This is a genomic window from Streptomyces sp. NPDC002463 (assembly GCF_042889835.1).
GTDB classification, from domain to species: Bacteria; Actinomycetota; Actinomycetes; order Streptomycetales; family Streptomycetaceae; genus Streptomyces; species Streptomyces nymphaeiformis.
On the sequence record NZ_JBIARL010000036.1, the window covers coordinates 1 to 14,494 of the forward strand.

The 14,494-nt window shown below is 66.5% G+C and carries 10 protein-coding genes; 5 read left to right on the plus strand and 5 right to left on the minus strand.

All coding sequences use genetic code 11. The features are described from left to right. Positions 1-174: 174 nt before the first annotated feature. On the minus strand, positions 175-627 hold the full coding sequence (locus tag ACFYX3_RS39675; protein ID WP_389024687.1) for a hypothetical protein: 453 nt from the start codon (positions 625-627) through the stop codon (positions 175-177). 322 nt (positions 628-949) lie between these two features. Between ACFYX3_RS39675 and ACFYX3_RS39680 the strand changes: the two genes are divergently transcribed. Both ACFYX3_RS39680 and ACFYX3_RS39685 read left to right on the plus strand, forming a co-directional pair. Further along, positions 950-1,255 (plus strand): hypothetical protein, encoded by a 306-nt coding sequence (locus ACFYX3_RS39680; protein WP_389024689.1) that lies wholly within the window; start codon positions 950-952, stop codon positions 1,253-1,255. A 72-nt stretch (positions 1,256-1,327) separates the two neighbouring features. Beyond that, complete coding sequence (locus ACFYX3_RS39685) at positions 1,328-3,451, plus strand: HAD-IIB family hydrolase (protein WP_389024691.1); 2,124 nt, start codon at positions 1,328-1,330, stop codon at positions 3,449-3,451. Positions 3,452-4,500: 1,049 nt separating this feature from the next. On the opposite strand, the gene ACFYX3_RS39690 is transcribed toward ACFYX3_RS39685, so the two are convergent. Next, positions 4,501-5,319, minus strand: a complete 819-nt coding sequence (locus ACFYX3_RS39690; RefSeq protein WP_389024693.1) for an MBL fold metallo-hydrolase — start codon at positions 5,317-5,319, stop codon at positions 4,501-4,503. A gap of 114 nt (positions 5,320-5,433) precedes the next feature. Between ACFYX3_RS39690 and ACFYX3_RS39695 the strand changes: the two genes are divergently transcribed. Beyond that, a complete protein-coding gene (locus tag ACFYX3_RS39695; protein WP_389024695.1) occupies positions 5,434-6,042 on the plus strand; it encodes a helix-turn-helix domain-containing protein in 609 nt (202 codons plus the stop codon). A gap of 574 nt (positions 6,043-6,616) precedes the next feature. Here the strand turns inward: ACFYX3_RS39695 and ACFYX3_RS39700 are convergent. The 3 genes from ACFYX3_RS39700 to ACFYX3_RS39710 all read right to left on the minus strand — a co-directional run bounded on the left by ACFYX3_RS39700 (position 6,617) and on the right by ACFYX3_RS39710 (position 8,613). Further along, on the minus strand, positions 6,617-7,162 hold the full coding sequence (locus tag ACFYX3_RS39700) for an MOSC domain-containing protein (protein ID WP_389024763.1): 546 nt from the start codon (positions 7,160-7,162) through the stop codon (positions 6,617-6,619). Positions 7,163-7,215: 53 nt separating this feature from the next. Then, a protein-coding gene (locus ACFYX3_RS39705) for an IS5 family transposase (protein WP_389024697.1) occupies positions 7,216-8,033 on the minus strand; the annotation gives its coding sequence in 2 pieces (ribosomal slippage) (positions 7,216-7,685 and positions 7,685-8,033; 819 coding nt in all). 19 nt (positions 8,034-8,052) lie between these two features. After that, the gene (locus tag ACFYX3_RS39710) at positions 8,053-8,613 is read right to left on the minus strand and encodes a hypothetical protein (RefSeq protein WP_389024699.1); all 561 of its coding nucleotides are present in this window, start codon (positions 8,611-8,613) and stop codon (positions 8,053-8,055) included. A gap of 957 nt (positions 8,614-9,570) precedes the next feature. Here ACFYX3_RS39710 and ACFYX3_RS39715 point away from each other — a divergent pair. Further along, the gene (locus ACFYX3_RS39715) at positions 9,571-9,936 is read left to right on the plus strand and encodes a CU044_2847 family protein (protein WP_389024701.1); all 366 of its coding nucleotides are present in this window, start codon (positions 9,571-9,573) and stop codon (positions 9,934-9,936) included. A 42-nt stretch (positions 9,937-9,978) separates the two neighbouring features. Then, complete coding sequence (locus tag ACFYX3_RS39720) at positions 9,979-14,325, plus strand: trypsin-like peptidase domain-containing protein (protein ID WP_389024703.1); 4,347 nt, start codon at positions 9,979-9,981, stop codon at positions 14,323-14,325. Positions 14,326-14,494 lie beyond the last annotated feature (169 nt).

The window sequence follows — 14,494 nt, forward strand, 5'->3', positions numbered from 1 at the left end:
ACCTCCCTCAACGGCGCGGGAGCCCTGTGCGTTGCGGTCCTCATCCTGACTCGGCCTGGGTCACTCGATCAGTGGCCACTCTGAAAGAGCTCAGTGAGCAGGAACTACGCCGGCGTCCGGGGTCGCCGCGTGATCGTCGGTTGTCCACACAACACCTCATGATCAACGGCGGCCTCACTTGGTTGGACGCCACCGGATCCAGTAGTCCAGACCCTCGACCCGGTAGCGGGCCCCAGCGTCAAAGCGCACCTCGCCCACCAGGCGCCTCGCGTCGTCCGGCGCCTGCCGGTAGTGCGCCAGCAGCAGGGCCAGCTCGGCGTAACGGGCGTCGATCCCGCCCTGGCCCGGGTGGGTCTCCAGCTCCACCGTCCCGGCCTCACGGCATTCGTTCCACCTGGCGAAGATCGCCCACTGCTCGCGCTCCAGCTCCACCACCGCGTCGCTCGCGGGCCAGACGCGGTACTCGTCGGCCTCATCGGCGTCATCCCAGTCGTCGCCCTGGAAGTAGTGCGGCTTGCCGTCGACATCGCCGAGGCCGGCGCGCGGCCCGCTGTACCACTCCAACTCGACGTACACGCGCTCGAAGCCGTCCGCGATCAGCTGCACTTCGTCCCAGGTCTCAGCCACACGCGCAGGCTACCGACGAGCGGCCTCGGTATCCACGATCACGATCTACGGCTGGAGTACTAGCGGAGTTCGGAATGCACCTGTCATCAGCGCGATCTATCACTCCAATGGTCGCCAGAATCACGCGCTCCACGGCGGTGAGCGCGATCATGACCGGTGTAAGTGCAGTTCAGGAGCAGTCCTGGAGCCGCGGGTCCGATGGTCTCGTGTCCATTCCGGCGAGGCTTGCACGCAATGGCGCCCTCCGAGGCCGTCATCCAGGCAACACAGCCTGGTCTAGTTCATCGCGCAGACAGCAGGGCTAGCCGCAGGACGGCAGCACATGAACCTGGTGCACCCGTGCTCTGTCCGCGTTACTCAGCGGGCATTGCGCCCGCCGGATCGCCGCTCCTCTTCCGTAGAACTGGAGGTCCAGATGGCACCGCATGAGCCTGCCACCGATCGTCTCGTGGAAGCTGCACGCAATGCTCCCGACGGCTTGATCGCTCGGCTCGTGGAAAGCGACGATTTTCGCGAGTCACTGCTCGGACAGGCGATCCGAGACTTCCAGCGGGCCTCGACCTCATCGCAGGAAGCAGCTGACGAGGTCCTGCCCATCAACCCTGTCACCCACGATCCCGCTTGGTGAAGCGCCTCAGACCGAAGCCGCATCACGGCCCCCTCCCGGTGGGTCGGCAGAGAACGGTGAAGGGAGACCCCTATGGAACGGCAAGCAGTTTCAGCTGCCAGGGTGCTGGTGACCGACCTGGATGGCACCCTCCTGGGCGGCGAACCGCAGGAACGGCGCCGCCTGCGCGACGCCCTGGCCCGGCATCCGCGCATCACGCTCGTATTCGCCACGGGGCGCGGTCTTCCTTCTGTGCAGGCGCTTCTGCGTGATGATCCCCTCATACCGGTGCCGCGCTGGATCATCGCGGACGTCGGTGCGAGCGTCATCGACGCCCCGCGGATGCTGCATGTCCACGGCCTGGAGGAACAGTTGCGGGAGGGCTGGCCCGGTGCGGAACTCGTACGGGCTCGGCTGAAGGCCTTCCCGCAGCTTGTGTATCAGCACGGTGTGGCGCAGGAAGGCCGGTGCTCGTTCCATCTGGACCCGGCGGATCTCACCGGTGCGCTGAGGTTCGCGGTCAAGGCCTTGGGGTGCTCCTGGTCCTACTCGTCCGGTCAGTTCTTCGACGTGCTACCGGCCGGTGCGAGCAAGGGCAACGCGCTGGAGCTTCTCCGGCGCGGCATGGGCTGGCCGCGGCAGGCGGTGCTGGCGGTGGGGGACTCGCTCAACGACCTCTCGATGCTCTCGCAGGGCACACACGCCGTCGTCGTGGCGAACGCCGAGACGGCCCTGGCTGCTGCTGCTCCCGTGAGAGAGGAAGTGCATCACTCCGTGTGGGAGGGCGCTGCTGCCGTTCTGGAGGGGATGGAGCGTCTGGGCTGGCTGGCGAGCCGGTCGGTGACGGTCGGCTATCACCGTCCCCCCGTACGCTGGATCGACGGCGGCTGGCGTTCGCCGTGCAGTCCGAACGGGATCCTGCCGACCTTGCAGAGCGCGCTCGCCGATCAGCGTCTGAACGCCGTGTGGGCAGCAGCCCACACCGGTGAGAGGGCACCGACCGCCACCGCTGCGACGGCTGCCGGGGTTCCGCTCTCCCTCCTGCCGCTGAGCCCCGAGCGATGGGCCGGCTATTTTCATCGCGTATGCAAGGAGACACTCTGGCCGGCCCTGATGTCCCAGCCCGACCTCATCCGTGATCTGCCCCATCACTGGCCTGACTACGAGCGCGTCAACCTCGCCTTCGCACATCACATCGCCTCCCTCGCGGCGCAGGGGGGAACGGTCTGGCTGCACGACTACAACCTGTGGCTCGTTGCGGCGGCTCTCAAGGCTCAGCGACCCGACCTGGCCATCGGGCTGTTCCACCACACGCCGTTCCCCAGGCCCGAAGTGTTCCGTCGGATTCCAGCGGCCGAGCAACTGATCGAGTCACTCGCACACCTGGACTGGGCGGGCTTCCACACCGCGGACAGCGCCGACAACTTCCGCCGGCTGTTCGCCTCTGCCTCCAGGTTTGTCCCCCGCCTGGGCGTGCATCCCCTCGGCATCGACCGACGAGCCGTCGCCGACATGGCCAGGGCCCGCCTCAGACATCGGCGTCAGGACAGCGGTGGCGACGACAGTCAGCTCGTTCTGTCCGTGGAGCGGCTCGACTACGCCAAAGCGCCCGTCCACAAGATCCACGCACTCGATGCGCTCCTGACGCAAACACCCGCGCTCCGGGGGAAGGTGTCCTACCGTCTGATCTGCCCGCCTCCGGAACCCGGCATCGAGGCCTACGACACCACCCGCGAGGAACTCGAAAGAGCGATCAGCCGCATCAACCGCCGATGGGCCACACCCGCCTGGGAGCCCGTCGACTACATCCCCCACAACCTCGAGTTCCCCGAGGTCGTCGACCACTACCTGGCAGCCGACGTGTTCTGGGTGACCTCACTCGCCGACGGCATGAACCTCACCGCCCAGGAGTACATCACCACACACCACGCCACCGACCGCCCCGGAACGCTCGTGCTGTCCCAGTACGCGGGAGTGGCCCAGCACATAGGATCCGCGGCCCTGCTCACCGACCCCCTCAGCACGCAAGACCTCGTCGCCACCCTGCGCGCCGCACTGACCATGCCTGTGCACGAACGCACCACGCACATCAACCAGCTGCAAGACCTGCTCGATATCCCAGCCCCCGATCTGTGGGCCCGTGCGTGCATCACCGCGATCGACCATGCCAGGGCCCCTTTGCAGACCGGCCGCTTCCTCGCCCATGCAACGACCTGAGCGCACCGGGTCGTTCAGCTCTTCGCAAGCCGCCCGCGGGCAAGTGCGCCGGTCACGGCGGATTCGACGGGAAGTGCTCCCGAGATACCTCGCCGCTCTTCGCCGAATCGCTGGAGAACGCCTGGTTGGCTTTATCAAGTAGTCGTGGGCTCTGGCACAGATCTTGGGGAGCGGTCGCGGAGGGTGACGGTGACGTTCGATTGGAGGGGAGGTACACCAGCTCCAGGCCCGTCAGCGTTCACGCATTCTGGTCCACCACCAGCCGAACGTCGCCAACTCGATGGAGTTGGGTTCAGGCAAAGTACGGCGCTCGAGTTCCCCATCGATGCGTGTGATCAGTCGGCCCAAGTCCCGTTTGGCCCCTAGAGGGGGGTGCCGCATCGCCCACTCCAGGTCATCACGGGCCTCATTTATCCCGGGTGAGCAGAACACGGAGGCATCCAAGTACCGGCCAGGACGCTCGAAAGCCCACTCGATACGACAGAGTGCGTCAGCGACCGCGTTCGGCCACATCTCCTGGTCTTCAACCCTGCGGATCGCTGCACGAGTCCGCGCGGAGACGCCATGGACCTTCAGGACCGGACACCGCCATCGTGGCCGCCACCGCTCTGCGCGGACGGCCTTGGGACTCCTACGCGGCATCGCCCTTTCGGATCAACATGAGGCCATCCTGCCACGTCCGGGCACCTGCCTGGGCCTGGATACGCACGCAGGCGGCAGGGACTGCCCCGCCGCTCGCACCGGACCCCGCAGACCCGGCAGGGGCCCCGTCAGGACCTCACAGGCGTCAGCCAGACAATCAGCAGCGCGGGCGCAGCAGCAAGGACCGGCGCCGGCGGACGGGCGCCCACGCACGTCACGCAACTCGCCGCCGGACGGGGGTGTGTACCCAGCCCCGCGCGGGCGGGGAGCAGATCCGGCACAATGTCGTCCGGCGCGCGGTGAGCGTCGCTGTCGCGGTGGCGCTGCCGCCGCGGGAGCCGCCCCCGGCGCAGGTGAAGGAGTCCGTGCCGGAGGACGCGAGCGCGGCCCGGAGTCGACAGGCTCGATCAGCCGATCGGTGGTGCGAGGTATTCCAGCGCGTAACCGTCGCCGGAGGGGGTTACGCGGGCGACGCCGGGTGAGTCGAGGTGGGCGCCGGCTACGAAGTGGTGCGGTTGGGTCAGTTGTTCGAGGAGTGCCGCTCGTGCGGCGCGTGCCTGGGACTGGTCTCCGTCGAGCTCCCAGGACACGTTCGGCTGATCGAATTGGAGCGTGGGAACGTGAACGGTGTCACCCCAGGCGAGAAGACGGCCGGCGCTGCTCCTGATCTCGTAGACGGTGTGACCGGGTGTGTGGCCCGGTGTCGGGATCGCGGTGGTCCAGTCGTTGATCGCGACCTTCTCCGACACGGGTACGACTCGGTCACGGATCGGCTCGAGCCGCCCCGTGAACACCGAGGTGTCACACGCGCCGATCCACACGCGCTCGAGTTTGCTGAACGCCTGTGAACCGTCCGGCGCGATCAGGCCGCTCACGTGGTCTTCATGCCGGTGGGTGATGGCTACATCGGTCACATGCGCGCAGTCGATTCCCGCTTCGTCGAGCGCGTCGTATATCAGTCCCATGGTGGGGTCGTGCCAGACGTCGGACGCGCCGGTGTCGATGAGAACGGACCGCGTGCCGTCGGTGACGAAGAAGGCATTGACCGACAGCCGCAAGTTGTCGTCGGCCAGCGGGACGGCGGCCGGCAGCTCATCGAGCGTGCGTCCGTCCTCGTCGCGGAGCCGTGTCGGCGGCATGTCGATGTACCCGTCTCGCAACGAGATCACCTGCAGATCGCCGAATTCGAACGTGGCATGGTGCCGGCCACTCGAGATCAAACGCATGGAACCCCTCCGTCGTGTCGGGCGCACATCACGTTTCCCCGATAGAAGACCAGGTCTCCTATCGGAGAAACCCTATACTGCGGGCATCGATGTACCCATCGATCGAGGAGCACGGTGGCCAAGCAAGACGCAAACGCGGCCGGACCACAGCACGGTGACGACCTGGCCGGCGCATTCGGCGGTAACGTCCGGCGACGCCGCGAGGAGGCGGGCCTGACACTGGAGCAGCTGTCCACACAGTCGTCGGTCAGCCGGGCGATGCTGTCCAAAGTCGAACGCGGCGAGAAGAGCCCGACGATCGGCATCGCGTCCAAGATCGCCCACGCGCTCGATGTGTCGCTCTCGGACCTGATCGGCGCGCCGGCCGCTGCCGCGTCCGGTGTGGCCGTTGTCATGCGCAAGAACGATCGCCCCGTCTTCCGTGACCCCGAAACCGGCTTCGAGCGGCACATCGCGTCAGCGGCCCCGGGAGCGGGACGAGCCGAGCTGGTCGTCCACTACCTCCCCCCGCAGGTCTCCACCGGGCTACTGCCCGCATATCCGCCGGGCACGGAGAAACAGCTCGTGGTACTCGAAGGCGCCCTCACCGTTGCGGTCGGCGGGATCAGCGAGACCCTGAACGCAGGCGACTCCCTGTTCTTCCAGGCCGATGCGGCCCACGGCTTCGCCAACCGGACGAACGCCCCCTGCGAATACATCATGGTCATCTCACGCAGAACCTGATCGGCCGCACCCCTCTCCAGACTTCGTATCCGATGCGAGGTGCTCGAACCGCATGCGACCCACGGAGCATGACGGATCGGCAAGCAAGGACGGAACGCCCCGGGGCCGTACGACCGCACCTGGCCAATGGAATGCCACTCCCGTATCCGAAGGATGCAGGCCCTTGCGAGGCCATGCCGGATAGCCGGCGTGACCTGGGGAGGGAAGCACCCCCGCCGACACGGGAAGCAGCCGCGGTAAGCACACCGCAGACATGGTCAGCACACCGATCGATATCCACTGCACCCCACGGAATACAGCGACCAAAGCCACCCAAGCGACCGGAACACCAACCCACCCCATGCAAAGCGGAGAACAGCGACCTTCCCAAGGCCACGGACACATCGGCCGGGGACCATCCCCGCGCGAGCGGGGAGCAGGAGCCGCTCCCATGGGCAAGTCCGTGCGCTGGGGGACTATCCCCGCGCAGAGTGGCAGCCCCGGCTCCCGCTCCCCGCCCGGAGGCTCCGTCCGTGGCGGGAGGGAACGGGGGTCGGGTCGGAGCAGACAGGCGGCCCTTACCCCGAAGCCCTGGCTAGACGCGTTCCAATCTCCGGTGGGGAGGCGGCGGGAGTTCGACCACGACGGTGTCACCAGGCGTCACAGGGCCACCCTGGCGGACGACCGCCATCACACCTGCCTTGAACGCGAACTCCCCCGAGCCGGGCTCGAGGACGAACATCTCGCCGAGCAGTCCCGACCGAAAGTCGTTGATCTTCGCGCATGGGTTCCGCAGCCCTGTCACCTCGACCACCGCTTCACCACCCAGAAGCAGCAGCGTTCCGGTAGGCAGCCCGAGCAGGTCGACGCCGCGCGTGGTGATGTTCCCCCCGAGCTGACCGGCACAGACATCGAAGCCCTTGAGCGCGAGCTCGTCGAAGAGCTCCGCATGCATCAGGTGGACCTGGCGCAGGTTGGGCAGATCCGGCTCGTAGGTCATGCGGAACTGATGACGGATCGTCTCCCCCGCATGAACATCCCCCTCGACGCCCAGCCCTGCGAGAAGGTTGATCGCCCTTCGGTTCGGCTTGCTGAACACATAGGTCGCACTGCGACTCACCGCCGTGACCATGCCGCCCATCACACCACCCATCTGCCGCCCAATCCCCACCTGGCCGATCCTAAGACCGTGTCCTATGTGGTGAGGCGGACGAGCCGTTTGTAGCAGCAGATGGCCGCGGCAAGTCCGAGGAAGGCCGGGTAGTTGCGGGGATGACGTTCGTAGCGGTGGTTGAGTCTGCGGTAGCCGGTCAGCCAGGACATGGTCCGTTCGATGACCCACCTGTGGCGACCGAGTCGTTCTGAGGACTCGACTCCCTTGCGGGCGATGCGGACGCCGATGCGTTTGTCGCGGAGCCATTTCCGCAGTTCAGGGATGTCGTAGGCCTTGTCGGCGTGGAGGCGTTGGGGTTTGAAGTCGCGTCCTCGATAGGGGTCGTGTTTCGTTTGGAGGCCCGTGATCATGGGCTTCAGGGCCTGGCTGTCGTGGGTGTTGGCGGCCGAGAGGCCGACGAGGAGAGGGAGCCCGTTCGCGTCCGACAGGACGTGCATCTTGGAGCCCGCCTTGCCGCGGTCCACGGGGCTCGGACCGGTGAGTTCGCCCCTTTTTTGGCCCGGACGTGGGCGGAGCCGAGGACGGCGCGTGAGAGGTCGAGCAGGCCGGCGTCGTCGAGGCGGTGCAGGATCTCCTCGTGCAGCCGGCCCCACACTCCGGCCCTGGACCAGATCAGGAACCGGCGGTGCGCGGTCGACTTCGGTATGCCGAAGCAGGGTGGCAGGGCCCGCCAGGCGCAGCCGGACACCAGCCCGTAGATGATCGCGGCGAACAGCGTCTCATCAGGCGTGTTCTGAGTCCCGCCCCCCTGCGGCCGCACCTTCGACGGCGGGATCAGCGGCTTCGCGATCTCCCACAACCCATCCGGAACAATCCAACTCCACGTACCCCGCCCCATGACGGCCTCAACGACTACATCACCACATAGGACACGGTCTTAGTGGCTCCTCCTCGCGGGCCGGTGCGTCGTCCTCGGTCAGCCAGACGTCCGGATCGGTGCCGGCAGCGTCGAGCTGCCAGGGGATGGACCAGTGCCAGCAGCCCTGATTCTCGATGGCGACGACCAGGCGCTCACCGCGGATGTCGGTCGAGAGCCTGGCGAGCGGTTGGATGAAGTTCTGGCCCCCGAGGATGGCCGGACGGTTCTCGGCGAGACGGTAGAAGCCGGCCAAGGCATAAGGAACGGAGCCGGGTATCGCGATGTCGGTGGGCCGGGTTTCCGCTTGGGCGGGATACCAGCCGGTGACGAAGGACTCCAAGGCCAGGCCGGGGTCCGTGCGGACACGGTCGAGCCAGTCCAGGCCGGGCGAAAGGGGCGTAGCTGTTGACGGCCGAACCATGTCGAGCAGTTCTCGACTCAACGGCGGGTCGAGGCGCAGGTGGCAACTGTCGAGTTCGCCGTTGGTCCAGGTGCTCCGCGAGTGGCGGACTGGACCAATGCAGACGGCTAGACCGTCGACCCGGACGAACAAGTGCACCGCCTGATCAGATCCGGTTCCGATCCTGCGAACGGCTCTCGGCCAATGAGCCTGGATGCGGCTGCTGCAGGCGTAAGACCTCGTAGACGGAACTCCTGGTCGTTCCACACGCCGCCTGCGGCCGGATCGTCCGCTGCATCCCCGATGATCACAACCGCCGCAGCCCCGACCGCGACCGTAGACCTGCCTACGTCGAACACCTCGGGCTCTGCACCCGCGAGATCGAGTGCCACGCTCACGTCTACGACGGCCGAACGCGTCAGCGACATTCGGCGAGTCTATCGGGGAACGATCACTGCGGCGCCGGGCACCTCCCCGCTTACGCCGCCCCTTTCACCTTCGCTCCCGGCCGTGCTCTAGACCTGCCCGCACCAGCGATACCGACGAACCCTTAGGGCTGCATGCCGGCGCGCTGCCTCGGGTTCATCGGCAGCGATCCAGACTGGAAGCAGTGAGCCTTTTTCATCCTGAGTAGCTGCAGGTGGTGCACCAGGTTTCCGGGCGGACCAGTCGGCAGGCCCCGGTGTGTAGCCGTCGATCGCTTCCGGTCGCCTGCCGCGTCGGGGGCCCGCGAGCGGCTCGGACGTCAGGGTGGGGCGCCGGCGGCGCTATGGGGCCGTCGCCCGGCATGGGCTTTCTGTGCGGGCTGCTGATGTGTCACGACGGTCCCGGCCTCGTGCCTGGTAGGGCCACATGTTGAGGTGTTCCGTATTCGCGGCGGTTGCCCATGCGCCAAGACGCCTGGCCCAGTACTCGAGTCTGGTATCGCGATCTTGCGTAGGAACCCGACTGGGAACGGGCACGGCCACCTCACGATCTCCAGACCACGCCAACCCCCGATGATCACGCGATGACCCTCGGTTCATCAACTTGTGGCGGGGTGGTGTCCTCAACACCGCCGGACACGAGAGTCATCGACTTCGTTACGATCTCTCCTCCCGAGTGCTGGAGGTTGCGATGAGTGAACACCTTGTCCACACGGTCGAGGTGCCGTTGGCGGACGGCAGTGACGAAGCGATCCGTGTTCAAATCCGCGAGGTGGACGAAACCCTCGTCCGAGTGGGCCGCGGAGGCCGTTCCGTAGCCCGGGCGGAGCGGTCGTTCGGACAGATGCTGGACACCGTGCGGCCAGTGGCGGAGAGCTTCGTGGGCAGGTTCCGGGGGATGGCCAACGCACCGGACGAGATCACGCTGGAGTTTGGGGTGTCACTGTCGGCCGAGGCAGACGTGGTCATCGCCAGCACCGCGACGTCGGCCAATTTCTCCGTGAGCCTGACGTGGCACGGAAATGACTCACGAGACCCAAGCGGGCCTGTCTCGTAGGTAAGTTGACCTGATCAGCTTACGGGGGACGCGGAGGCCACGGTGTCGGGAGACGAGTCACGGAGTGCCGACGAGGCGCTGAACGCAGCGGTCGTCCGCATCAGGGGAGAGAACGGCACGATCGCCGGGGCAGGCGTCCTCGTCACCCCGGACCGCGTGCTGACCTGTGCCCATGTCGTGTCGGACGCACTGGAGAGGAAACGGCACCTCGAAGTCGCCGTCGGCGCCACGGTTCTGGTGGACTTCCCGTTGGCCGACGGGACCGGGAGGCAGAACTTCACCGCCGAGGTAGAGCGGTGGATACCAGAGGAACCTCAGCACTGCGGGGACGTTGCGGTCTTGCGGTTGCGGGACGTGGTTCCCGGCACATGTCCGCTGCCGATGGCCGACTCTGACAAGCTGCTTTCGGATCGTCCGGTGCGCACTGTGGGATTTCCGGATGGTGAGCCGGGTGTGATCTGGCACCGAGGGGAGCTCAGCGGGAAGTCGGAGGGAGACTGGATCCAACTCTCCCGGGCCAACACACAAACCTCACGCGTCACAAAGGGTTTCAGCGGCAGCCCCGTCTGGGACGAGCAGTGGGGTGCGGCGGTCGGCATCGTCGTCGCGGTCGAGGGTAAACAGGACGACACTCAGCAGGCATTCGCGATCAGCGTGAAAGCGGTGTTGCGGGAGCTGCCCGACCTTGCTCGCGCCCTGGCTCCGGACCCCTTTCGCGGCTTGGCCACCTTCCAGGAGAGCCACGAGGAGATCTTCTTCGGACGCGGCGACGACATCGAGGAAGTGGTCACGAACCTGAAAGGAGACCACCCTGCGGTCCTCCTCTACGGGCCATCGGGCTGCGGGAAGTCCTCGCTGGTGCTGGCCGGCGTGGTGCCCGAGATGCGGCGGGACGGCTACGACGCCGTGGTGGTGAACGCGGGGGCCGACGGGACCCTGCTGTCCGGGTTGGCCACCGACCTCTACGAAGCCGTTCGCACCGGACGGTATGGGGATCCACGCGCGGAGAGCGTCGACCAGGTGGAGGGATGGCTCGCGAACAGGGGCCTCGTGGACACTCTGAACCGCCTGCGGGGTGAGGCGGGAGGCAAGTACATCGTCGTACTCGACCAGGCCGAGGCCCTCCTGGATCGAACCGAGGCAGAGATCGAGGAAGCCGTCAGGGTACTTGTTCCCGGAGGCGGTCCGGGAACTGGATCACGCCTGCTGGTCACTCTCCGCTCCGACTTCATGGACGCGGCGCTCAAGCACCCTCGGCTCGCCCCCCTGCTGCGGAACAGCAGGACACTCCCGTTGACGCCGATGTCCCGGGACCAGCTCAGAGAGGTGATCACCAAACCGCTGGAGAAGGCCCCGGCCGTGACCTACGACCCAGGGCTGGCTCGGCGCATCCTGGACGATGCGTGCGGCGAGCCCGAAAACCTGCCGCTCCTCGGCTTCGTACTGAAGAAACTGTGGGACGACCAGTTCGCCGGCCGACTGCGCGCGACAACGTACGAGGCGATGCACGGCGTGTTAGGCGCGTTGGAGAAACACTGCGAACAGGCATGGAAGGAGTGCGTCGGGACGAACGCGAAGGCCGATGCGGCGCGGCTGCTCAGGGGCCTGGTCCGACTGCTGCCCGGGAGTGAGATCCCTCTGCGGCGCAGGCTGACCCGAGAGGAGGCGGGCACGGCCGTATGGGAGCTCGCCAAGTCGTTCGCCGCACGACGGCTGCTCGTGCTGCGCGGAGGCAAGGGGCAACCAGAGACCGCCGAGCTGGCCCATGAGACATTGATCAATGTCTGGCCCGCACTGAAGAAACAGGTGAGGGACGACGGCGAGTTCCTGGCGGGCCGCGCGGAACTGAACCATGACCGCGACCGCTGGATGAAGGAAGACAGGTCGCCGGCTCTGCTGCCCGGCGCGATTCAGCTAGCCTCCATGCAGGCCTGGTTGAGGGAAAAAGAAGCAGAACTTTCTGAGGAGGAACGGGACTTCCTGGCGCGAGCACGGCAACGCCAGCGGGTACGGCGAGCCCGCATCCGCGCCTCCTGGACCGCGGCCGCCATGGTGCTCGCGTTGATCGCCAGTCTCGGCACCTTCCTTGTCTATCAGCAACGCGTCAGCACCCAGCGCGAGGCGGAATCACGTTCGCGCCTGCTGGCCAACTTCTCCGCCGAAGTCGCGAAGCAGGATCCGGGACAAGCCGCCCTGATCGCCATGGGGGCGTATGAGATCGCGCCGACGGACGAGGCTCGCAACGCGATGCTGCGCAGGTACGACCAGTTCAAGGACGCAGCGTGGGTGCTGAGCGGGACCGAGGGGCAAATTCTGGACGCGGAGACGAGCGTAGACGGCATGGTGACGCTGGTGACGTCCAGCAACCAACGCGCCACGCTGCTCGTACGCCAAGCCGGGGGGAGGATTCTGCGCCACCCGCTCGGCCTTGCCGAGATGGCCTTCCACCCGCTGGTCAGCCGGGACGGACGGCGGATCGCCTATCTTTCAGCGGCGGGCAACCTGGTCTGGCACGACGTCACTCCCGAGGCTGACAAGGCGGAGAACCTGCTTGGGACAGCGCATACGGTTCGCGACCAAGAGTTCAAGGACAAGGTCGACGTGGAGGCGGAGAGCCAAAAAGACAGCGTCATGGCCTTCTCACCCGACGCCGGGCACATGGCCACGGTAGCGGACGGACGGCTGCGGCTGTGGGATCTGGCGACGGGACGCTACAGGGGAGTGCCTGGGCAGTTGCCCACGGCCGAAGTTGCCGTGTGGTTCGGGCCGGACGAGGACACGCTCGTAGTCCGCCGGCCCAGCTCGGGCGAAGGGGACTCCTCGTTGGCGGCTGTGGATGTCGGCACAGGGAAGGTGCGTGAGCTGCTGGACGGAGTCGACTCGAGCACGATGTTCGGTCCGGCTGCCGCTCTGTCGGGGGACGGAGGTGTACTGGTCGTCTGCAGCGCAGAGGACCACGGCAGCAAGACCGACGCCGTCTACCGGGCTGTGCGTGTGACGGACGGACGGGTACTGAACAGCTACACAGCCAAAGACGCGGGCTGCGAAAGCGTCGCTGCCGACGCGAAGGGGGAGCGCTTCGCGGTCGCATCCCTTGCCGATCGGACACTCGTCCGCACCAGGCCTGGCAGCCAGGTGCAACAGGTCCCGGGGCCTTCCCTGAAGAACCACACCGGCCGTCTCCTCGGAGATGCGCGTGTCCCGGTCCTACTCGCTCAAGCTGAAGACAGTAACGCGCTGACCGCCTTGCCTCTGAACGGGGTCGACGTCGATGGTGGCGACATCGTCGTCAACGATCCGAAGTTGATCGATGGCGGGAAGACGATGGTGGCCCGGGTCCGGCACTGGGGCGAACCTGACAGCGAGGAGATTTTGGCGCTCGTCGACGTGACTTCCAGACGGATCACGTCCCAGGTGAAGCAACCTGAGATGTCTGGGCCGGTTGAGCCGGCCCGGGTGAACTCGCTGACGGTCAACGACGCCGGAACGCTCGTGGCGGACGTGGTCGACCACAACGAAATCGTTGTCCGGGAGATCCCGTCCCTGCGCAAGGTTGCAGAGATCACCACACTCATGCCCCCCGTCGATGAAGTCGGGAACGGGGACCCACTGGAGCTCAACTTCATCCAGGGCGACGAGCTGATAACGCGCTCCGGCAGCCGGATTGAGCACTGGAACGCCCGAAACGGCCGCCGCCTCTCCAAGGTCATCGATGCCCGGGCTCTCGGATTCGCCAAGCCGGGCGAGGGGGCGCCCGATTCGGGCTTCGCGGTGAACGGCCGTCCCGAGTCGGGTTACTTGCAGATCATGGTCTGGGGCGACCACACGCTGCACGCCGTCAATCTGCGAACAGGCGCGGAGAACAAGGCACTGCGCATCCGCCTCGGCCCGGACGTCGAACGGGCCTTCCTCAACAGCACAGGACAGTACGCAGCGGCGAAAACTCCGGGCGGCATGCTGGAACTGTGGTCGGTTGGGTCCGGGCAACAACCGAAAAGAATGGTCGGCCCACTCGGGCCGCTGGGATCGAACCGCCTGTTCACGGGCGACGGGTTCACCTTCGACTTCACAGGGAACGAAGGTGAGTTCTACGTGGCCAACGGGAGTTCCGTGCGCTTTCAGCAAGCATCGGATCCCAGCCACTTCGAGTCCTACAACTTCGCGGCGAATCAGTACTTCGTGGCGGCCACCAAGGACGGGAAGACCTTGCTACGGGCCCTGTCCGCAGGTGGCTTCGGAGGAAACGATGACGGAGGGCGCCTGGACCTGGTCCACTTGGACCCCGAACTCTGGAAACGCCACCTGTGCGACGTCGTCGGCCGTGACCTCACCCAGGACGAGCGCCGTGGCATGCCTGTTGGACTTCCGGACCGGATTTGCCCGGCCTGACCGCCGCTGCGTACGTGACCGTAGGCGGTCCCCTACAACAGCGTGTGGGACTCGCCGCGACAGACCGCGTCAGAAGCGCAACAATTTCTTACACCGAAACGTACGGTAACACCGTGACCCGACATCTGGAGTGCGAGGACTCGTAACTGCCGCGCAGAGCCCTTTCAGA